Origin of the sequence: Nonomuraea sp. SYSU D8015, assembly GCF_008065375.1 — a bacterium.
In the GTDB taxonomy this organism is placed as follows: Bacteria; Actinomycetota; Actinomycetes; order Streptosporangiales; family Streptosporangiaceae; genus Nonomuraea.
The window spans coordinates 1160174-1179314 of record NZ_VJYI01000002.1; the positions used below are offsets into that span (position 1 = coordinate 1160174).

Here is a 19141-nt window from a genome sequence, read left to right on the forward strand (position 1 = left end):
GCGGGCTTGGTCAACGTTGAAGCACTGTTAACCGGAGTGTCAGGAAACGCCGGTTCGCCGCGTTTGGGGGCAGACGCAAGGGTAGGGGCGCGATGAGCTGCATGAGCAGGGACGATCACGTTCCCGAAGTCACGGAGGTAAGAGGCGATGGCACTGCCCATCAGGCGTAACAGAGCACCAGCGCAGTGGGGCGGCACCTGGCCGAGCCGGTCATGGGATCCCTTCACCGAGTTCCAGCAGCTGTGGGATCAGATGGGTCGGCTGTTCGAGCAGAGCGCCGAAAGCGAGACCGCAACCGCCTGGCGTCCCCTCGCCGAGACGGAGGAGACGGCCGACGCGTACGTCGTCCGCGCCGAGCTGCCCGGCATCAAGCGGGACGACATCCAGGTCGAGATCGACGGCAACGAGCTGTGCGTGTCGGGGGAGATCCGCGAGGAGGAGAAGGGGAACAGGCTCCGGCGGCGTACCGGGAAGTTCGTCTACCGCACGATCCTGCCGAACGACGCCGACACGGACAAGATCAGCGGTGAGCTGGCCGACGGCGTGTTGACCGTGAGCGTGCCGAAGACCGAGCAGGGCCGTTCCCGCCGCATCCAGATCAAGGGCTGACCGACATCCGATCCGAGGGGGAGGCGCATGGCCGGGACCCAGGCGTTCTGGATCGACGCCGGGCACGAGGGCACGCAGGAGCGCTACGGCGAGCAACTGCGCAGGTGGCGGCACGCGTTCGCGGCGAAGGACGGGGAGGCGGGCGCGGGTGGGATCACCCTGGATCCGCTGCACTTCGCCCTGGGCGCGTGGGAGGTGGCCACGCGCCCCATGGCCGAATCGCCGTACGTGCGCTGCCACCCCCGCGTGCTCGACGCGACCTGCCATCGCCCGGAGGAGACGCGTGGCCCTCTGGCGGTGGTCGAGCTCGCGGTCCCGGCCCCGGTCCCGCTTCCCGCCGGCTGGTCGACCTGGCAACGGCAGGACGACGCCGAGCCGGCGTACGTGGCGCCGCCGTACGAGCGGCGGACCGCGCTGACCACGCTGGAGCTGCGGGTGCCGCTGGCGGCCGACCGCCTCCCGACGCCCACCCGGGCCCGCGCCGACGGCCTGCCCAACCTGGACGACGCCCAGGCGTCGCTGGAGGCGCTGGTCAGCGAGCTGAACGACATCGTCACGCCCTTCCTGCGCGAGCTGGACGCCGTCGAGCCGGCCGCGAGCGCGAGGTGACCTCCGATGAAAAGGCCGAACGACGATCGGGACGACGAGTTCTTCGCCCCCGTGCTCCGTGACCCGCCGCCCGCCGAGTCAGGGGAGATCAGCGACACCGGCGTGCCCGGCGTCGCCGGAGCGGGCAAGGGCAGGTGGGCGAAGTCGCCGCCGCCGTCCACCGCGCTCGGCGTGCGCCTGCTGGCCGTCGCGCTCGGGCTGCTCGCCGGGGTGGTCCTCGCCGTGCTGGCGGTGCTGGCCGGACGGCCGCTGCTGGCGGTCCCGCCCGCCCTCGTGGCGCTCGCGGCGGCGGCGTACCTGGTGGTGTTCGGGGTGCGGCGGGCCCGCTCGGACGGCGGCCCGCCGACCTTCGGATGAGCACCGAGTCCTACGAATTCACGAAGGAGATCCCATGAAGCACGATCCGCGAGGAGCCGCGCTGGCCCAGCTCGTCGACCGCGAATGCGTCCGAAGGCTGCTCACCTCTGAGCAGGCCGACGCCACGCTGGTCTTCGTCCGCGGCGAATGCCTGGTCGTCCCGGCCGCCGAAGTGGACGACGCCCACAAGGGGCTGGTCATCGCGCGCCGCGACGAGCTGACCGCCCAGCTCCCGGAGGGCGGCCTGACCGACCAGCTCCTGGAGACCCTGGCACACCGGCTGGACAACGTCGTCCGGGACCTCGGCGCCTGACGTCTGCGGGGAATCACATGTGCCCGTGGCTGCCGGACGTCACGAGTTCGCGCACGTCCGACGGAAGGCTGTCACGGACCTTGTTCATGATGCCGCCCTGCGTCGCCTCGTCGGTGACCTCGAGCACCACCCGGGCCAGGTAGGTCGCCTGCCGCTCGTCGCAGCCGGCCTTGCTCGCGACCCGCTGCACGAACTCCTTGCGGCCGAAGTGCTCGCCCGTGCCGAAGCCGCCGAAGACCTCGGTGCGCCGCAGGTTCTCGCCGATCTCGTGAGGCAGCTGCGCGGCGAGGTTGTCGGCGAGCCCTTCGGGGATTCGTTCGCCGAGCGTCTCCAGGGCCGCCCTGCACGCCCGCTCGGCCTCGCCGAGGCCGGACAGCTGAGCGCGCGCCTGCACCTGTCCGATGAATTCCTCGTGTCGCACGATTCCTCCCACACGGTCTGGTTCGCTCTGCACGTGGGGTTTCTGAGGCGGGGATCTACCGCGCGGTCCCGTCCAGGGCCCGCTACCCGGCGGGTCCAGAGGGAAACGACCGCCGGCTACGAGCAGAGCGCGGCGTCGAGGGCGGCGTTGACGCGCTCGGCCGAGCCCGTACTGCCAGCCGGCCGGCAGGCCCGGGGCCTTGATCGTGTCCTCGCTTCCCGGCCAGTACGTCCCCCGCGGCCCGGCCCGCTTGATGACCCGCTCCGTGACGACCTCGCTCACCGGCCGCCCCATGATCTTCTGAATGATCAGCCCGGCACGGTGTAGCCCGTGTTGCCGTACTGCCAGCCCTTGCCGGGCGCGAAGGCGGGCTTGTGCGCCAGACCCATGTCGAGCGTCTGCCTCGGCTCGATGTACGTGTGTTGGATCTCGAAGACCGGCTTGAGGTCCGCGGTGTAGTTCGGCAGCCCGCTGGTGTGCTGGAGCAGCTGCCGGGTGGTGATCTTCCGGCCGTGCGCCCGTCCACCGGCGCCTCCTCCTCGGTGCTCAGGTCGGCGACGCCGGCGGCGTAGTCGCGGACGCGGCCGTCGGGCTCCCGTGCCGAGGCCATGGCGGCGGGAACGCGCCGCCGCCGCCGAGCTTGTCCAGGCGTTCCTGAACGGTGTCGGCGTGCGCCGCCGTGGCGGGCAGGCCGGTCAGGGTGAGCGCGGCCTCCTGTGGTGCGGCAGGCGCTACTCGCGGCGGTCGCCGTTCTCCAGGTAGTGCAGGACGGCGGCGACGCGCCGGTCCACGCGGTCCGTCGGGGCCAGGTCGAGCTTGGCGAAGATGCTGCGGATGTGCTTGTGCACGGCGCCGTCGGTGACCACGAGCCGCTCGGCGATGGCGGCGTTGCCCAGGCCCTCGGCCATCAGCGCCAGCACGTCGCGCTCACGGGGGCTGAGCCGCTCCAGCCGGTTGTCCGGCCGAGAGCGGACCAGGAGCTGCGCGACGACCTCGGGATCGATGGCCGTGCCGCCGTCCGCGACCCGCTGCAGCGCGCTCAGGAACTCCTGCACCCGCCCGACCCGCTCCTTGAGCAGGTAGCCGAGGCGGGCGCTGCCGTGGGCGAGCAGGTCGGTGGCGAATGCCTGCTCGACGTACGCCGACAGCACCAGCACGGCCAGCTCCGGCCGGCGGCGCCGGGCCTCGACGGCCGCGACGATGCCCTCGTCGGTGTGCGTGGGCGGCATCCGCACGTCCACGATGGCGACGTCCGGCTCGTGCTCGGCGACGGCGGCGAGGAAGCCGTCGGGGTCGCCGGCGGTGGCCACGACGTCGAGCGACTCGGCGCACAGCAGCAGCGCGAGTCCCTCGCGCAGGAGCGGGTCGTCCTCGGCGATCACGATCCGCATGGCAGGCTCACGTGCAGGGTGGTCGGGCCACCGGTCGGGCTGGTCAGCATGAACGTCCCATCGTGTGCTTCGGTACGGCGGCGGATTCCGGCGAGCCCGGACCCGCCGCGCTCGCCCGCCCCGCCGTGGCCGTCGTCGATGATCTCCAGGTGCAGCCGGTCGTCGCGGCGGCGGACCGTGACCGTGGCCCGCCGGGCGCCGCTGTGCTTGGCGATGTTGGTGAGCGCCTCCGCCGCCACGAAGTAGGCCGTGGCCTCGACCGAGGCGGCGCACCTGCCGGGGAGGTCGGCGTCGATCGAGCAGGGGACCGGGCAGGTGGCGGCCAGCCCGGCCAGCGCGTCGGAGAGGCTCCGGTCGGCCAGGACCGGCGGCAGGATGCTGCGGACGACCCCGCGCAGCTCGGCGAGCGCCTGCTCGGCGGCGTCCTGGGCGCGTTCGAGCATGGCGTCGGCGGCTGAGGGGTCGCGGGCCAGCGCCCGGCGCGCCGCGCCCAGCAGGACGGTGACGCCGACCAGGCGGTTCTGGGTGCCGTCGTGCAGCGAGCGTTCGATCCGCCGCAGCTCGGCGGCGTGCGCGTCGAGCGCGGCCGCGCGGGTCGCGGTGAGCTCGGCGACCCGCAGCGCGAGGTCGGCGCTGGGGTCGGGGACCAGCAACCGCCGCCCCGGCCACGCCTGCAGCCGCGCCATTCCCGGCAGCACCGCCAGGGCGAGGACGATCCAGCCCACGCCCAGCAGGGCGATCCAGAGCGCGTCGCCGAGGCCGTCCACGTCCCACAGGCCGAGGCCCGCGCCGGCCGCCTCGTCCGGAGGGAGCAGGTGCCACCACAGCGGGAACGTGAGGTCGCGGACCGCGTTGAACGGCAGCGTCCACCCGATCAGGCCGACAGCCAGGCCCAGGGTCGGATGCACGAGCACCCAGCGCAGTTCCCGGCGGATGTCCGGATGCCGCAGGGCCTCCCGTACCCTGGCCGGCACCGGCTCCGGAGAGATGATCTCCTGGCCCCAGCGGGAGAGCCGGGCCCGTTCCCGGTCGGCGACGGCCCGCAGCCCGCGCAGCACGGCGGGAGCCGCCGGCACGCCCACCCCGATGACGCAGAGCGCCGCGGTGAACAGCAGCACGACCAGCGCCAACAGGGCGAGGGTCGCGGTGCCGACGCCGCCGATGAGGTGTTCGAGCGCGTCCAGGCAAGCTCGGGCGCGGGGGAGCGGCCGGTGAGCGGGCGCGGTGTCGCGGGTCGGCATCCTCACCTCCTGCGCCCCGACGATAGGGCATATCCGGGGATGTCGTGAGATCGCAGGGCGAAGAGTACAGCCTGCTGTACCTCGGCTGTCGCGTTGGCGGGATCGCCCGCCGGGCGGCGTGCTCCGTAGCGTTTTCGGCACCTGATCGAAGCACCGGACAAAGGAGCACACCCATGTACCGTCCCGCACTGTGGCTGCTGCTGGTCCTCAGCGGTGTCGTCAACCTCGTGACCTCGCTGGCCGACCTCCACATCCTCATCAACATCGCTTCCGGCCTGGTCAGCCTGGGCAGCGCCGCCGCGCTGATCCGCCACCACTACCGTCACCGGCGCCCTACCGCCGGCCTGGGCTCTTGACGTTCTGCGGTAGCCGCCGGACGGCCAGAGCGTTGTTGCGGAGCGTAAGCATTCCCTGCCCGGCAGGAGACTCTACGTGATGTGCTGGCTTGATTACGTTAAGTGACCAAGTCGGCGATTGCGAGGGAAGATGCCCACGGAACCGCAGTTGAGCCTGGACACCCGGGCCGCACGCAACCTGGCCACGACCACCAAGACCCGTCCCCAGATGCAGGCCATCACGTCCCGCTGGCTCCTGCGCATGCTGCCGTGGGTCGACGTGCGCGGCGGGACCTACCGCGTCAACCGGCGGCTCACGCACCGGGTCGGGCGCGGCCGGGTCAGCATGGCCCAGCACGGGGCGGACGACGTGCGGATCATCCCCGACACGCTCACGGAGCTGCCCTTCCTGCGCGGCTTCGACGACCTCGACGTGCTGTCGGCCATCGCGGCGGCGTTCAGGCCGCGCGAGTTCCGGCCCGGCGACGTCATCGCCCGGGCCGGCACCCCGGTCTACGAGGTCTACGTCGTCGCCCACGGCCGGCTCGAAAAGTTGTCCACCGGAAAATATGGCGAGACGGACGCCCTCGGCGTCATCGCGGACGGTGACCAGTTCGGCGACGAGGCCATCGGCCAGGAGGACCCGCACTGGCCGTGCACGCTCAGGGCGACCACCGCAGGAACGATCATGGCGGCCCCATGGACAGAGCTCCAACGCGTCCTCGGCCAGTCCCCGGCCCTGCGGGAGCACGTCCAGCACTATCTCGAAGGCACGCGCAAGCCGGTCAACCGCCGCGGCGAGGCGGCGGTCCACCTCGCCGCCGGCCACGTGGGCGAGCCCGACCTCCCGGGCACGTTCGTCGACTACGAACTCCATCCCCGCGAGTACGAGCTGAGCGTGTGCCAAACCATCCTGCGTGTCCACACCCGCGTGGCCGACCTCTACAACCACCCGATGAACCAGCTGGAGGAGCAGCTGCGCCTGACCGTTCAGGAGGTCCGTGAGCGCCAGGAGTGGGAGCTGCTCAACAACCGCGAGTTCGGCCTGCTGCACAACGCCGACTACGGCCAGCGGATCTACACCTGGTCCGGGCCGCCGACCCCTGACGACCTGGACGACCTGATCAGCATGCGGCGCAAGACCCGCCTGCTGCTCGCCCACCCCAAGGCGATCGCCGCCTTCTTCAGGGAGTGCAACAAACGCGGGCTGGTCCCGGGCAGCACCGAGGTCAACGGGCACGAGATCCCCGCCTGGCGCGGGATCCCCATCTTCCCCTGCGGCAAGATCCCGATCAGCAAGGAGCAGACCACCTCGATCGTGGCCATGCGGACGGGCGAGGACGACCAGGGCGTCGTCGGCCTGCACCAGACCGGCATCCCCGAGGAGTACGAGCCCGGCCTCAACGTGCGCTTCATGGGCATCGACGCCAAGGCTGTGATGTCGTACCTGGTCAGCGCCTACTACTCGACGGCGATCCTGGTCCCCGACGCGATCGGGATCCTCGAGAACGTCGACATCGCAGCCGCGCGCTCCTGACCGAGATCGACCCGAGGAGGAGTCGCGTCATGCCCGCGTACGAGTCCCTGCCGCCCCTCCCCACCGGCCTGGGGACCTTCACGCTCAGTCTCCGGGCCGCCGGCCCGCGGCACGCTCCGCACTTCGAGGAGGGCGACGGGCACGAACCCGGCCTGCCACGGCCGTCCTCGTCGGCGCACGACCTCACCCCGCTGGCCTACCGCGAGCGTCAGTGGGGCGACGGGTCGTACCCGCCGCTCTACTGCCCCGAGACCGTCCGCGTCGACGACCACCTCGGCGAAGAGGTGGACCGGCGGCTGGCGGCGTGGGTCGAAGGGGTGGGCCTCCACGAGGGGCGGATGGAGGAGTTCCGCGAGACGGGCTTCGGGCGGCTGGCCATGCTCACCCACCCCGACAGCGACGACCCCGACCTGCTGCTGGTCGCCGCCCAGATGAACACCGCCTGGTGGGCGGCCGACGACTACTACGCCGACGAGAGCGACCTCGGCGCCACGCCGACCGAGCTGCCGCCAAGGCTCGCGCTGGTGATGTCGGCGATGGACCCGCCCCCGCCCGCGGGCGACTACACCCTCCAGCTGGAGGAGGCGATCCGGGCCGACCCCGTGCTGGTCGCGCTGCGCTCGGCCACCAGCCACACCAGCAGGCACGCCACCCCGTCCCAGGTGATGCGGGCCTGCAACACCACGTTCCAGATGTACGTGAGCTGGTGCGCCTACGCCGCCTGGCGCTACCTGGAGACGCCGCCGCCGGTCTGGCGCTATCTGGCGGCCCGGCAGCACGACAGTTTCTACACCTCGATGACGCTCATCGACATCGTCGGCGGCTACGAGCTGCCCGCCGATCTCTTCTACGACCGGCGCTTCCACACCGCGCTCATGCAGGCGGGCACTGCCAGCGTCATCGTCAACGACCTGCACTCGGTCGCCAGGGAGGCGGCCGACGAACTGCCCGACTCCAACGTGATCCTGCTCATCGCCGCCGAGGACGACTGCTCCATCCGCGAGGCGACCGAACGCGCCGTGTCCCTCCACAACCACTTCGTCAGGGGATTCGAGGCCAGCCAGCGCATGCTGGCTGCGGTCCCGAGCCCCGAGCTGAAGCGGTTCCTGCGCGGCGCGCAGGCGTGGATGGCCGGATGCCTCGAATGGCATGGCAGCAGCAGCCGCTACCAGTCCCTGTCGAAAGGAACATCCCTGTGACCGCCAATGCAGAGACCCCCGTGCTGAGCAGCCTCTACCAGCGCTCGGTCGCCGACTACTGGAACGCTGAGAAGAACCCGGTCAACTTGCGGCTGGGCGAGGTGGACGGCCTCTACCACCACCACTACGGCATCGGCGACGTCGACTGGTCGGTGCTGGACGAGCCCGAGGAGACCCGCGAGAAACGAGTCGTCAACGAGCTGCACCGGCTGGAGACCGTGCAGGCCGAGACCCTGGTCGCCCGGCTCGGCCCGCTGCGCCCCGAGGACCGGGTCATGGACGCCGGCTCCGGCCGCGGCGGCTCCAGCTTCCTCGCCAACCTGCGCTACGGCTGCCACGTGGACGGCGTGTCCATCTCCGAGTCGCAGGTGGCCTTCGCCAACGAGCAGGCCAGGAAGCGCGGCGTGGCCGACAAGGTGCGCTTCCACTTCCGCAACATGCTCGACACCGGCTTCGAGACGGGCTCCTTCCAGGCGATCTGGAACAACGAGAGCACGATGTACGTCGAGCTCTCCCTCCTGTTCGCCGAGCACTCCCGGCTCCTGCGCCGCGGCGGCCGGTACGTCTGCATCACCGGCTGCTACAACGACGCCTACGGCCTGCCGTCCCGGGCCATCAGCCAGATCAACGCCCACTACATCTGCGACATCCATTCCCGCAGCACCTACTTCCGGGAGCTGGTCGCCAACCGCCTCGTCCCCATCAGCGTCGTCGATCTGACCGCCGCCACCATCCCCTATTGGGAGCTGCGCGCCAAGACGCATCTCGCGACCGGCATCGAGCAGTCCTTCCTCGACGCGTACAAGAACGGCAGCTTCCAGTACCTGCTCATCGCCGCCGACCGCGTCTGACGCGGCTCACTTCTTCTCCTCCATGGTCACGGTCACGGTCTCCGTCTCGCCGTTGCGCACGTAGGTGACCGGCACCTGCTGGCCCACCTCGAAGCCGCGGACCTGGCCGACGACGGTGTCGCCGCCGTCCACCTTCGTGTCGCCGATCTTGGTGATGACGTCGCCCTGCTTCAGCCCGGCCTTCTCCGCCGGGCTGCCCGCGGTCACCTGGCGGATCAGCGCGCCGGACACGTCCCCGGTGGCGTCGGCGACGCTCACCCCGAGGAACGCGTGGGTCACCGTGCCCTTGCTGATGAGCTGGTCGGCCACCTGCTTGGCGGTGTTCACAGGGATTGCGAAGCCGAGGTTGACGCCCTCGCTGGACACCGCGCTGTTGATGCCGATCAGCTCGCCGGCCGCGTTCACGAGGGCGCCGCCGGAGTTGCCGGGATTGATCGCCGCGTCGGTCTGGATCATGCCGCCGAGCGTGGTCGTCTCGCTCTCGCCGCCCTGCCGGCTCCAGCCGGGCGGGAGCTGCTGCTGGCCGGGGCTGCCCCCGGCGGTCACCGTACGGTCGAGCGCGCTGACGATGCCCGCCGTCACCGATCCGTCCAGGCCGAGCGGGCTGCCGAGGGCCAGCACCTGGTCGCCGACCTTGACCTGGTCGCTGTCGCCGAGTGTGGCCTTGGTCAGCCCCTTCACGCCTTCGGCGCGGATGACGGCGAGGTCGGTGGCCGGGTCGGTGCCGACGACGCTCGCCTTGGACGTCCTGCCGTCGTTGAACTTGACGGTCAGGGCGTTCTGCCCCTGCACCACGTGGTTGTTGGTGAGGATCAGCCCGTCGTCCGACAACACCACGCCGGAGCCCTCCGCGGTCTGCCCCTGGATCATCACGACCGACGGCTGGACCTTCTCCGCCACCTGCGCGACCGTGAGCTGGTCGGCGACCGCGCGGAAGACCGGGCTCGGGTTGCTCACGGTGGCGGTCGGCGTGGGGCGGTCGGCGGCGGCCAGGTACGCCCCCACGGCACCGCCGCCCAGCGCCGTCAATCCCAGGGCCGTCGCGGCCGCCAGCGCGAGCCCGGCGATCGCCTTGCGGGTGAGCAGGAAACCCTGCCGCCGCGGCGGCGGTGGCGGGGCCAGCTCGGGGCCCACCGGGGTCTTCCCCGGAAACGCTCCCGGGGAAGGCGGTGTGTCACCGAACTGGCTCCAGCCGCCGGCATTGTGCTCGCGAGGCTCGTTGGCGTCCATGTCATCTCCTAGCGTCCTGATGACACAAGACTGATCAATGGCCGGTAAGTCCTGGTTAAGCCATAGATCCCCGCGGTCGGCGCCCTCTGATGCCGGCCTTATCGGCGCTGGTGGCGCACGATCATCGCGGGCGAAAAGTCAGGAAATTCGGCCAGCTATCCCTGAAACCGGGACACGGGCGAACCCCGGACGGTGGGCCTGGTGGGTGAGGGTGCGCCGGGGAGGCGACGGGGTCAGGAGGCGATCTCGCTTTCGCTCGCCCTCGCCCTGTAGAGGGACACCGAGAAGGGGCGGTGGGCGTCCTGCTCGACCCGTTCGCCGATCTTGGAGACCTCCGGGGCCGCGTCCGCGAACCGGTGGAGCCGGGTGGCCTCCGGCCACGGGTGCACGAGGACGAGCAGGCCGCCGGGCGCCAGCAGCGAGGTCAGCCGGTGGGACGCGTGCCGCAGTTGGTCGCCGCCGCCCACGTAGTAGAGCGTCTCCGCACAGACCACCAGGTCGAAGCCGGTCGGCAGGTCGTGGTCGAGGAGGTCGGCGTGGACGAAGCGGACGCGGCCGGCGAAGTCCTCGTTGCGCTCCCGTGCGCGTTCGAGCGCCTTCTCGGAGATGTCGATGCCGACGATCTCGGCGTCCGGATAGGTGGTGGCGAGGAGCTCGGTGAAGACGCCTTCGGCGCAGCCCGCCTCAAGGATGCGCCCGTAGGCGCCGTCCGGGAGCTCGGCGAGCGTGGTCTGGTATTTGCGCTGCTCGTACGCGTCCGTGGCCAGGCGCCAGGGGTCGGGCCTGCGGTGCCACCAGTCGAAGTACCGGCGCAGGACGGCCCCGTGGGAGCGGCGGCCGAACAGGGAGAAGGACTTGAAGAGGGCTCGGTGCAGCATGTCGGGAAACCTGGTCACAGGGCTCCTTCAGAAGGCGGTCTTCGAGGGGGAACCTACGGGGGCGGGGCCGGGCCGGAGCGTGGCGCCGAGGGAGGACGACTTCACGGTCCGCTCCGTGATCCGCGTCCAGCCGCTCATGCCCGCTCCAACCTCGTGTCTCTACTTCTCCCGATCAGTCTGTCTCGCGAAGACGCCGTGGGCGCTCGATCGCGGACACTTTCGCGGACGGCGAGAGGTGCGGAGGGGCCGAATTATCGACGACCCAAAACTAGGATTTCCGACATTCCCAATTAGGCCTGCGTGAGTGTTCTCTCCGGCGTGTGGGATTGCTGGAGAGCGGCGATCACGGCCGCCTCGACCGTGGCGTGCACGTGCAGGACGGTATTCGCATGCGTTATTTCCATGAATCGCGCGATCTTGGGATGCGGCGCGGCGAGATGCAGCGCGCCGCCGTGCTGGCGGGCGAAGGCGTGGGTGTTGAGCAGAACGCGAAGCCCCGCGCTGCCCAGGAACCCGGCCTCACTGAGGTCGATCACCATGTGCTCGCCGGGCGATCGCCGGGTCTCGTGAATGTGGCGATCGAGCCGGCGTGCGCCGGCGGCGTCGATCTCCCCTGCCACGGAGATGACACTCACGCCCGGCAGCCTTTGGGTGGCGAACGTCAGATCCAGCATGTGATGCCTGCCGATCGGAATTCGGGAGACGAATTCTGGGAAGACATAGACACAGGCGGTGGCTTGCCTTTACCGCACAATATCCGGGCTCCTGCCTCCTGCATAAGATGTCGGGGCCTGATTTCTTCCCGGGTTCGACGGGCGGCGTTCACGTGATGTCAATGTCGAGGTCTGGCCCGAACATGCATGCGCTCGCCCTGGCGGCCGAAGAGGCTCAGCAACTCCACCGGGCCGCTGCCGGTCGAGCCGAACCAGTGGGGCAGGCGGGTGTCGAACTCGGCCGCCTCCCCGGGGCCCAGGGTCAGGTCGCGGTCGGCCACGACGAGCCGCAGGCGGCCGGACAGGACGTACATCCACTCGTAGCCCTCGTGCGTACACAGATCCGGATTGCTCTGGTCGGCGGGAATGATCATCTTCCAGGCCTGGATCGGTCCGGGATTGGTCGTGAGGGGGATGACGGTACGTCCGTTGCGCAGGCGTGGACTGAGGCGGATCCGCGGGTCGCCGACCTGCGGTGCGCCGACCAGTTCGTCGAGTGGCACCTGGTGGGCCTGCGCGAGCGGCAGCAAAAGCTCCAGGCTCGGGCGGCGCTGGCCGGACTCGAGCCGGGAGAGGGTGCTCTTCGAGATGCCGGTGGCCTTGGCCAGCGCGGCCAGGGTGACGCCGCGCCGGGTGCGGATGCTCTTGAGCCTGGCGCCGACCTGGGCCAGCGTGTCGTTGATCACTGACGGCTGCTGCATGTTGCCATTTCAGCGGGCTTGTCCCAGTAATGGCAACAGAAGTTGCCATTTTCGGGACGTGCCGCGCACATGCACGGCTTCCTGTCCGGGGACAGGATGCCTCCTGCCGACCTGCTGGAGGCAGGGCGGGCCGAGGTCTTCCCGCACACCGTCCCGGCCCAGGACCTTTCGCCTGATCGACTTCATGACGCCTACGTGCCCTGGGCCGAGTCAGGGCTGTCGATCGCGGGGGCGCGGCTGGGCCCGGCGGGGGCGCATGATGAGCGCGGCGACGTGGTACGTGCACGGGACCTCGCCCGGGTTGGCGTAGGCGTGCTCGACGTCGGCCGCGAAGTAGGCCGAGTCGCCCGGGCCCAGGTCGACCTCCCGGTCCTCGAGGGTCAGGCGGAGGGTGCCCGACTCGACGGCGACGTACTCGTGGGAGCCCGCCGCGTACGCCGGGAAACGCCCCGCGTCGCACCCCGGCGGCAGCGTGGTGCGGATCCACTCGAAGTTCACCCCGGGCACCACCGGGGTGAGGATCGTCCGGCGCCACCCGCCCGGCTCGTCGATGTGCTCCTGCTCGCCGGCGCGGCGGACGATGACGCGACGGTCGTCGGGCTGGGTCACCAGCTCGGCGACGGGCACGCCCAGGCCGTCGGCGATGCGGGCCAGCACGACGATCGTGGGCGCTTTGTGCCCGCGCTCGACCGAGGACAGCATGCTCACGCTCACGTCGGCCGCGTCGGCCAGCTGCTGAAGCGTCATGGCCCGGTCGTGGCGGAGCTCCTGAATGTGCTTGCCCAGGGCTTCGAGGTTCACCAAGTCATCATCGTACGCGGACGGCGATGTAAGGGTTATAGTTTGTTTATAACCGTTACATCGAAGGAGGGCGATGGACATCTCCATCACCGACTACGCGCTGGGAGCGACGGTGGCGACCGATCTGGTCAACTCCTCGCCCACCGTGCGGGCGGCCGCGGGAGAGGCGCTTCCCGGGCCCGACGAACTGGCGGCCTTCCTGTCCGGCCACGGCGTCCACGTCGACGGGCGGCCGGACGAGGACGACGTGCGCCGGGTGCACCTGCTACGCCGGGAGGTCCGCGCCCTCCTGGAGACGGAGACCGAAGCGGACGCCGTCGAGGGCGCGACGGTGCTGACCGGGTGGGCGGGCCAGGCCCCGGTGTTGCGCCGCGAGCCCGGTGGCGGTTGGCAGTGGTACGTTCCGACCGCGCCGGGCGCGCCTCTGGTCGCCGAGTTGGCCACGCTCATCGGCATCGGCCTGCTGGGCGTCATCCGGGCGCTCGGCCACGGCCGCTTCCGGCCCTGCTCCGCTCCGGGCTGCCGCGGCGTCTTCGTGGACACCAGCCGGGCGGGCCGGCGCGCGTACTGCATGCCGGACGTGTGCGGCAACCGCGTCAACGTCGCGGTCCACCGCGCCCGCCGACGCACTGCGAGCGTGCCGCGGTGACCGGCGGCGAGCGACCGCCGGTGGGCGGCGGCGAGCGACCGCCGCTCGTGGGTGCGATCCGGCTGCCGGACGGCTCCTGGGTGCGCGGCCGTGGTCTGCGCCATCCCCTTCCGGAGGGGCCGGCGCCCGGCTTCGGCCTCTATCTGGGATCGGCCCGGCTCCGCCGCCACCACGATCCCGCCATGCCCTGGCCGCGGGCCTGGATCGAGTGGCCCGACTTCCTGCTGCCCCGCGATCACGACCTGGCGGTCCGGCGCATCCGCGAGTTGCACGAACGGGCACGGGCGGGGGAGGCGGTCGAGGTGGCCTGCGGCGGCGGCGTCGGCCGTACCGGCACCGTCATCGCCTGCCTCGCCGTGCTGGCGGGCGTGGACCCGGCGGCGGCGGTCGCCTGGACCCGGGAGCACCACCACCCCAGAGCCGTCGAAACGCCCTGGCAGCGCCGCTGGATAGCCCGATTTCCTCCTCTATAATGACATAAGGTTTCACTATAGAGAAAAGAAGATCATCGTGGCGCTCCCCCAAGCCGTCATCCGGCCGGCGGTCCCCGCGGACCTGAAGGCCGTGGCCGACATCAACGCCCACTACGTCACCAACACCGTGATCACCTTCGAGGAGACGCCGCCGACCGTCGCCGACTGGCATCGCAAGCTGGACGAGCTGACCGGCCGCGGCCTGCCCTTCCTCGTCGCCGAACGGTCCGGCGAGGTGGTCGGCTACGCCTACGCCGGCCCTTGGCGTCCCAAGCCCGCCTATCGCCACACCGTCGAGGACACGATCTACCTCGCTCCCGGCCACGCCGGCCGGGGGCTGGGCGGGGCACTGCTGGGCGAGCTGGTGGCGAGGTCGAGCGCGGCCGGCCTGCGCCGGATGATCGCCGTCATCGCCGACGCGGGTGACGACCGGTCGGTCGCGCTGCACCGCCGCTTCGGCTTCACCGAGGTGGGGCGGCTGGCGGAGGTGGGTTACAAGCACGGCCGCTGGATCGACACCACCCTCATGCAGCGCGCCCTCTCTCCTCACCAGAACCGGTCATAACGCGCATAAATCACCAAAAGCCGGACATGGCTTGGGAACTCCCGGGCAGATGCGCAAGAAGGGGCCGACGGGACGGGCACGTCCACGTCGGCACGGACTCCCGGCGGCGGCCGCAAGGGGAGGATGAGATGAGCAAGCAGAAGACTCGCCCGCACGTCGAGCGCGGACACAGTGAAGAGGCGACCGGGACCCCGCTGACCGCGGCGGAGGAAGAGGCGTCGAGGCGGCCGGCCGGCGTCACGCCAGGGGTCACACCCGGCTTCCTGGGAAGCGGGTTCGTGGGGAGCGAGGAACTCGATCTCTACGACCTCTACGACCTGGACGAGCGCGACGCGGCCTTCAACCGGCTCAAGGAACTGAACCCCGACGACTTCGAGTAGCCGCGAGCCGCCCCACGGGTCCGGCGGGGCGCCGAGCCCAGCCACCGCGCCGGGCCCAGCCACCGCGTCGCCCTGCCGTCCTCGACCGGCCCCGTCCTCGACCGGCGCGGACGGATCGGGACGGGCCATGCGGGGTCAGGCGGCGTCGCGGTGGTGGGCGCGGTCCCGGGGTGGGACGGCGAGGTCGGCGCCGCGCGGATGGGGATAGGGATCGTTCCCGTGCAGGCCGGCGGTCTGGATGGCGCGGCTGATGTCGCTGGGCGTGAGGAGCCCGACGAGGCGGCCGGAGGTGTCGAGCACCACGGCCCGCCCGTCCGCGCAGCCGCCCATCCGCCCCAGCAGGCCGGTCAGCGGCTCGTCGGGCACGGCCCGGGGCACGTCGCCGGGCGGGCAGGCGATGTCGCGCAGCCGGGTCGTCGCCCGCTCCGCGGGTGCCACCTGGCGGATGCGGTTGAGCGTCACCAGGCCGAGGAATGCGCCGTCCACGTCCACGAGGGGGTACGTGGACAGGCGCCGGCTCATCACCAGCCGATCGATCAGACCGGACACCGTCTCGTCCGGGTGGGCGACGACGGGATGGGGGGACATCACGTCCCCGACCCGCACCCCGTGGAGGGTGGCGCCGAGCTGCGCCTGCTGCTCTTCGGCGCTGGCCGCGTTGACCAGGAACAGCCCGATCAGGACGAGCCACAGCCCCTGGAAGCCGAGCCCGGTGAGGACCTGCACGAAGCCCAGCGCGATGAGCACGTACCCGAACACCCGGCCCGCGCGTGCGGCGGCGATGGCGGCCCGGATTCGATCGCCCCAGCGGGCCCAGAGCGCGGCGCGCAACACCCGGCCGCCGTCCAGCGGCGCGGCCGGGACCAGGTTGAAGACGGCCAGCAGCACGTTGACCCCGGCCAGGTAGGCGAACATCCCGGCCGCCAGCGGCGCGCCGGAGACCAGCAGCGCCAGGACGCCGAACAGCACCCCGCACGCCAGGCTGGCCACGGGCCCCACGACGGCGATCCGCAGGTCGGCGCCCGGCGTCCGGGGCTCGCTGCGGAGCTCGGCCACCCCGCCGAGCAGCCAGAGCGTGATCTGCGGCACCTCGATGCCGTGCCGCCTGGCCACCAGGGCGTGCGCGAGCTCGTGGGCCAGCAGCGAGACCATGAACAACACGGCCGAGGCCAGCCCGGCCAGCATGTACGCCGTCAGGGAGTAGCCGGGGAACACGACGGGGAAACGCCCGAAGGCCAGGCCGACCACCAGGATCAGCACGATGAACAGCACGCTGACGTTGAGCCCGACGACGACCCCGCCGATGCGGCCCAGCCGGAACGATGAACGCATCTGGCCTTTCCCTTCGCAATCAGCGTCTACCAGGTCGGGCTACCCGGGTGGAGGTGCGGAAACCTGCTTCTGTTTCGTGAAGGTCCGCACGGGTACGGCGTGATGTTCATGAGGCTTAAGGACAAGGTCGTCGTGGTCACCGGGGCGTCCAGCGGCATCGGCAGGGCGACGGCGCGGGCCTTCGCCGCCAGAGGAGCCGCCGTGGTGCTGGCCGCCCGCGGCGAGGAGGCGCTGGACGAGGCCAGGCGCGAATGCGCGGACGCCGGGGGAGAGGCGCTGGCCGTCCCCACCGACGTGACCGACGCCCAGGCCGTGAAGGAGCTGGCCCAGGGGGCGGTCGAGCGGTTCGGGCGGATCGACGTGTGGGTGAACTGCGCGGCGGTGACCGCGTTCGGGGCGTTCTCGGAGGTGCCGCTTGCGGACTTCCGGCGGGTGCTGGAGGTCAACGTCATGGGGTACGTGCACGGCGCCCGCGCGGCGCTGCCGTACCTGCGGGATCAGGGCCGGGGCGTGCTGGTGAACGTGTCGTCCGTGGCCGGTGCGGTGGCGCAGCCGTACACGTCGGCGTACTGCATGACCAAGGCCGCCATCCGGTCGCTCGGCGCGAGCCTGCGGCAGGAACTGCGGCTGGAGGGCTCACGCGGCGTCAAGGTGTGCACGGTGCTGCCCGGTTCCATCGACACGCCGCTCTTCCAGCACGCCGCGAACTACACCGGCCGTGAGGTGCGGGCCATGCCCCCGGTGTACACGGCCGAGCGGGTCGCCCGGGCGATCGTGGACCTCGCACGGTGGCCGCGCCGCGAGGTCGTGGTCGGGCCCATGGCCCGCAACATGAGCCTGCAGGTGAAGGCGACCCCGGGGCTGACCGAGCGGATGATGGCCGCGCAGGTGGACCGCACGCATCTGTCCAGGAAGCACCCCGCGCCCGCGGACACCGGCAACCTGTACGAGCCGGACGCCGGTCCCGGCTCCGTCGCCGGCGGGTGGCACGGCGCCCGCAAGACGCTGATACGACGCGCCCTGACGGCCGCGGCGCTGGTCGGGACCGTGGCCTACGTACGACGTCGCGCACTCCAGTGACCGGCAGGAAGGGAGCATCCATGCGCCGCCGCCTGCGTGCCGCCCGGGAACAGGTCGACTTCGACTCCTCCGTCAACATGGTGCGGGCACTGGGCCGGTTCCTGCGGGGCAAGGACCACAGGGCCATGTCGGTGGGGCCCGGCTCGCGTACGCTGGCGGCCCTGGCCACGGCGCCGCCCGCGCGGGTGCGTCGGCTGACGTTCCGGGCCATGGGTTACCTCCAGGGGCTGCCGCTGCAGAGGGCACGGCAGATCCGCCAGGAGGATCTGGACCACTGGGTCGTCCGGCAGTACGGGCCCGGCCCCTTCCCCGCCGTGGTCGTCGGCGCGGCCAGCGGCGCGGCCCTCCACCTGGCGGCCGCCCTCGGGGCGCCGTTCCTGCCGCAGACCACGCTGGTCGCGGTGCGGGACGTGGCCACGCACCCCGACGACCCGGTCGGGGCCATGCACGCGCTCGCACCGACCGCCCGGCTGATCGCGGAGAACAACCCGGACCTGTCCGTCTACCACATGCACGATCCGGCGCAGGACCGCCCGATGCTGGAGGCGATGGCCTACATGCGGCTCAAACGGCTGCGGTTGGGCCGGGCCTACGAGCGGTTCCTGGAGGAGCGGCTGGTCGAGGGAGGCACCGTCATCCTGCTCGACTGCACCAGGACCTGGCGCTCCACCGCGACCGGCGAGCGGAGCTGCTTCCAGTTCGGCTGTCTGGGCGGGCTGACGGAGGAGGAGTACTTCGACGGCGACGAGCGTGTCACGCGTTACCTGGAGGACGAGGGCTCGCCCCGCCGCCGCTGGGAGCCTCCCGAGCCGGACGACAAGCGCGCGGAGGCCGAGTGGGGCCTTGACGCCGCCATCGTCCCCGACCTGGAGGAGCTGGCCGAGCGGCACGGCCACCGGCTGCGCCGGCTGTCCTTCCCCGAGCCGCAGGACCTCAGCCCGTTCGTCGCCGACCTGTACCGCTGGTGGCACCGCCGCCGCGACCTGCCCGCCGACCGGCTCGTGGTCGAGTCGTACGTGCAGGCGGATCCGCACTGGATGCTGCGTACGGGGTCGGTGCCGTTCTGGATGCGGTTCAACATGGGCAGCGACTACGAGGAGCTCGACAGTTACCTGAGGTCCGCGCAGCCGTACCGGTCGATCCATCTCAATGTCTTCTCCCAGGGACTCTGGTCGCCCGCCGTCGTGCCGATCCCGCAGTGGCAGGAGCTGATCAGCCGGTACGCCACGGAACAGGCGGAGATCATCGGTGTGGACACCCGCGCCTACCCCTCCGACACCGGCAGCTCCCTGCGCTACCAGCCCGCCTATCGCGCACTCCCCGCCCGCCACCCGATGCCGCCCCCGCTGCCCCCTGCCGCCGTCGACGACTTCCTCGCCCAGGCCGGCACGGATTACACCCTCACCTGGCGCTGAAAGCGGCTTCCCAGGAGCGAGCCGGTCGAGCCGCGCCCCCGATCGTGCTGGCCCGGCTGCC

The 19141-nt window shown here is 71.4% G+C and carries 23 protein-coding genes and 1 pseudogene; 14 read left to right on the top strand and 10 right to left on the bottom strand.

Features of this window, described 5'->3' with window-relative positions:
- Positions 1-147: 147 nt before the first annotated feature.
- The 4 genes from ID574_RS14925 to ID574_RS14940 are packed head-to-tail and all read left to right on the top strand — an operon-like array spanning position 148 to position 1888.
- A complete protein-coding gene (locus ID574_RS14925; protein WP_188189378.1) occupies positions 148-609 on the top strand; it encodes an Hsp20/alpha crystallin family protein in 462 nt (153 codons plus the stop codon).
- A 27-nt stretch (positions 610-636) separates the two neighbouring features.
- Positions 637-1218 (top strand): hypothetical protein, encoded by a 582-nt coding sequence (locus ID574_RS14930; RefSeq protein ID WP_188189379.1) that lies wholly within the window; start codon positions 637-639, stop codon positions 1216-1218.
- A gap of 6 nt (positions 1219-1224) precedes the next feature.
- Positions 1225-1575 (top strand): hypothetical protein, encoded by a 351-nt coding sequence (locus ID574_RS14935; RefSeq protein ID WP_188189380.1) that lies wholly within the window; start codon positions 1225-1227, stop codon positions 1573-1575.
- A 34-nt stretch (positions 1576-1609) separates the two neighbouring features.
- Positions 1610-1888, top strand: a complete 279-nt coding sequence (locus tag ID574_RS14940; RefSeq protein WP_188189381.1) for a hypothetical protein — start codon at positions 1610-1612, stop codon at positions 1886-1888.
- 13 nt (positions 1889-1901) lie between these two features.
- Here ID574_RS14940 and ID574_RS14945 read toward each other — a convergent pair whose 3' ends face one another.
- The 4 genes and pseudogenes from ID574_RS14945 to ID574_RS14960 form a co-directional block, all read right to left on the bottom strand.
- Positions 1902-2309, bottom strand: a complete 408-nt coding sequence (locus ID574_RS14945; protein WP_188189382.1) for a DUF2267 domain-containing protein — start codon at positions 2307-2309, stop codon at positions 1902-1904.
- 308 nt (positions 2310-2617) lie between these two features.
- A pseudogene (locus tag ID574_RS62750) lies at positions 2618-2818 on the bottom strand (serine hydrolase); the annotation flags it as partial.
- Positions 2819-3040: 222 nt separating this feature from the next.
- A complete protein-coding gene (locus ID574_RS14955) occupies positions 3041-3700 on the bottom strand; it encodes a response regulator (protein WP_188189383.1) in 660 nt (219 codons plus the stop codon).
- The gene (locus tag ID574_RS14960) at positions 3688-4941 is read right to left on the bottom strand and encodes a sensor histidine kinase (protein ID WP_188189384.1); all 1254 of its coding nucleotides are present in this window, start codon (positions 4939-4941) and stop codon (positions 3688-3690) included. Before ID574_RS14960 ends, ID574_RS14955 begins: the two co-directional genes overlap by 13 nt.
- A gap of 173 nt (positions 4942-5114) precedes the next feature.
- Between ID574_RS14960 and ID574_RS14965 the strand changes: the two genes are divergently transcribed.
- From ID574_RS14965 to ID574_RS14980, 4 genes are all read left to right on the top strand, one after another.
- Complete coding sequence (locus ID574_RS14965) at positions 5115-5297, top strand: hypothetical protein (RefSeq protein WP_188189385.1); 183 nt, start codon at positions 5115-5117, stop codon at positions 5295-5297.
- Positions 5298-5427: 130 nt separating this feature from the next.
- Positions 5428-6813: a family 2B encapsulin nanocompartment shell protein gene (locus ID574_RS14970; protein WP_188189386.1), complete on the top strand. Its 1386-nt coding sequence runs from the start codon at positions 5428-5430 to the stop codon at positions 6811-6813.
- Positions 6814-6842: 29 nt separating this feature from the next.
- On the top strand, positions 6843-8012 hold the full coding sequence (locus ID574_RS14975; protein ID WP_223166684.1) for a family 2 encapsulin nanocompartment cargo protein terpene cyclase: 1170 nt from the start codon (positions 6843-6845) through the stop codon (positions 8010-8012).
- On the top strand, positions 8009-8863 hold the full coding sequence (locus ID574_RS14980; protein ID WP_223166685.1) for a geranyl diphosphate 2-C-methyltransferase: 855 nt from the start codon (positions 8009-8011) through the stop codon (positions 8861-8863). The genes ID574_RS14975 and ID574_RS14980 overlap by 4 nt, the downstream gene beginning before the upstream one ends.
- 6 nt (positions 8864-8869) lie before the next feature.
- Here ID574_RS14980 and ID574_RS14985 read toward each other — a convergent pair whose 3' ends face one another.
- The 5 genes from ID574_RS14985 to ID574_RS15005 form a co-directional block, all read right to left on the bottom strand.
- Positions 8870-10093: a S1C family serine protease gene (locus ID574_RS14985; RefSeq protein WP_188189387.1), complete on the bottom strand. Its 1224-nt coding sequence runs from the start codon at positions 10091-10093 to the stop codon at positions 8870-8872.
- 233 nt (positions 10094-10326) lie between these two features.
- Complete coding sequence (locus ID574_RS14990) at positions 10327-10989, bottom strand: class I SAM-dependent methyltransferase (protein WP_188189388.1); 663 nt, start codon at positions 10987-10989, stop codon at positions 10327-10329.
- A 272-nt stretch (positions 10990-11261) separates the two neighbouring features.
- Positions 11262-11645: an STAS domain-containing protein gene (locus tag ID574_RS14995; protein WP_188189389.1), complete on the bottom strand. Its 384-nt coding sequence runs from the start codon at positions 11643-11645 to the stop codon at positions 11262-11264.
- Positions 11646-11803: 158 nt separating this feature from the next.
- Positions 11804-12385, bottom strand: a complete 582-nt coding sequence (locus ID574_RS15000) for a helix-turn-helix domain-containing protein (RefSeq protein ID WP_188189390.1) — start codon at positions 12383-12385, stop codon at positions 11804-11806.
- A 210-nt stretch (positions 12386-12595) separates the two neighbouring features.
- The gene (locus ID574_RS15005) at positions 12596-13186 is read right to left on the bottom strand and encodes a helix-turn-helix domain-containing protein (protein ID WP_223166721.1); all 591 of its coding nucleotides are present in this window, start codon (positions 13184-13186) and stop codon (positions 12596-12598) included.
- 73 nt (positions 13187-13259) lie between these two features.
- Between ID574_RS15005 and ID574_RS15010 the strand changes: the two genes are divergently transcribed.
- The 4 genes from ID574_RS15010 (at position 13260) to ID574_RS15025 (ending at position 15253) form a co-directional block, all read left to right on the top strand.
- Positions 13260-13835, top strand: coding sequence for a CGNR zinc finger domain-containing protein (locus ID574_RS15010; protein WP_188189392.1), 576 nt, complete (start codon positions 13260-13262; stop codon positions 13833-13835).
- The gene (locus tag ID574_RS15015) at positions 13832-14308 is read left to right on the top strand and encodes a protein-tyrosine phosphatase family protein (protein WP_223166686.1); all 477 of its coding nucleotides are present in this window, start codon (positions 13832-13834) and stop codon (positions 14306-14308) included. Before ID574_RS15010 ends, ID574_RS15015 begins: the two co-directional genes overlap by 4 nt.
- A 37-nt stretch (positions 14309-14345) precedes the next feature.
- The gene (locus tag ID574_RS15020) at positions 14346-14873 is read left to right on the top strand and encodes a GNAT family N-acetyltransferase (protein ID WP_188189393.1); all 528 of its coding nucleotides are present in this window, start codon (positions 14346-14348) and stop codon (positions 14871-14873) included.
- 128 nt (positions 14874-15001) lie between these two features.
- On the top strand, positions 15002-15253 hold the full coding sequence (locus tag ID574_RS15025; RefSeq protein ID WP_188189394.1) for a hypothetical protein: 252 nt from the start codon (positions 15002-15004) through the stop codon (positions 15251-15253).
- Between the two features lie 135 nt (positions 15254-15388).
- Here the strand turns inward: ID574_RS15025 and ID574_RS15030 are convergent, their stop codons facing one another.
- Entirely contained in the window at positions 15389-16585 is a 1197-nt protein-coding gene (locus tag ID574_RS15030) for a site-2 protease family protein (protein WP_188189395.1), read from the bottom strand.
- Between the two features lie 108 nt (positions 16586-16693).
- On the opposite strand from ID574_RS15030, the gene ID574_RS15035 reads away from it, so the two are divergent.
- Together ID574_RS15035 and ID574_RS15040 are read left to right on the top strand one after the other, a co-directional pair.
- On the top strand, positions 16694-17665 hold the full coding sequence (locus ID574_RS15035) for an SDR family oxidoreductase (RefSeq protein WP_188189396.1): 972 nt from the start codon (positions 16694-16696) through the stop codon (positions 17663-17665).
- Between the two features lie 20 nt (positions 17666-17685).
- Positions 17686-19080, top strand: a complete 1395-nt coding sequence (locus ID574_RS15040; protein ID WP_188189397.1) for a hypothetical protein — start codon at positions 17686-17688, stop codon at positions 19078-19080.
- The last annotated feature ends 61 nt before the right edge of the window (positions 19081-19141 follow it).

Coding starts and splice junctions, on each gene's coding strand:
- ID574_RS14985 (WP_188189387.1), bottom strand. CDS start 10,093: ATGGACGCCAACGAGCCTCGCGAGCACAATGCCGGCGGCTGGAGCCAG.
- ID574_RS14925 (WP_188189378.1), top strand. CDS start 148: ATGGCACTGCCCATCAGGCGTAACAGAGCACCAGCGCAGTGGGGCGGC.
- ID574_RS14965 (WP_188189385.1), top strand. CDS start 5,115: ATGTACCGTCCCGCACTGTGGCTGCTGCTGGTCCTCAGCGGTGTCGTC.
- ID574_RS14935 (WP_188189380.1), top strand. CDS start 1,225: ATGAAAAGGCCGAACGACGATCGGGACGACGAGTTCTTCGCCCCCGTG.
- ID574_RS14960 (WP_188189384.1), bottom strand. CDS start 4,941: ATGCCGACCCGCGACACCGCGCCCGCTCACCGGCCGCTCCCCCGCGCC.
- ID574_RS15035 (WP_188189396.1), top strand. CDS start 16,694: ATGAGGCTTAAGGACAAGGTCGTCGTGGTCACCGGGGCGTCCAGCGGC.
- ID574_RS15030 (WP_188189395.1), bottom strand. CDS start 16,585: ATGCGTTCATCGTTCCGGCTGGGCCGCATCGGCGGGGTCGTCGTCGGG.
- ID574_RS14940 (WP_188189381.1), top strand. CDS start 1,610: ATGAAGCACGATCCGCGAGGAGCCGCGCTGGCCCAGCTCGTCGACCGC.
- ID574_RS15025 (WP_188189394.1), top strand. CDS start 15,002: ATGAGCAAGCAGAAGACTCGCCCGCACGTCGAGCGCGGACACAGTGAA.
- ID574_RS14975 (WP_223166684.1), top strand. CDS start 6,843: ATGCCCGCGTACGAGTCCCTGCCGCCCCTCCCCACCGGCCTGGGGACC.
- ID574_RS15010 (WP_188189392.1), top strand. CDS start 13,260: ATGGACATCTCCATCACCGACTACGCGCTGGGAGCGACGGTGGCGACC.
- ID574_RS14995 (WP_188189389.1), bottom strand. CDS start 11,645: ATGCTGGATCTGACGTTCGCCACCCAAAGGCTGCCGGGCGTGAGTGTC.
- ID574_RS14970 (WP_188189386.1), top strand. CDS start 5,428: ATGCCCACGGAACCGCAGTTGAGCCTGGACACCCGGGCCGCACGCAAC.
- ID574_RS14955 (WP_188189383.1), bottom strand. CDS start 3,700: ATGCGGATCGTGATCGCCGAGGACGACCCGCTCCTGCGCGAGGGACTC.
- ID574_RS15040 (WP_188189397.1), top strand. CDS start 17,686: ATGCGCCGCCGCCTGCGTGCCGCCCGGGAACAGGTCGACTTCGACTCC.
- ID574_RS15000 (WP_188189390.1), bottom strand. CDS start 12,385: ATGCAGCAGCCGTCAGTGATCAACGACACGCTGGCCCAGGTCGGCGCC.
- ID574_RS14930 (WP_188189379.1), top strand. CDS start 637: ATGGCCGGGACCCAGGCGTTCTGGATCGACGCCGGGCACGAGGGCACG.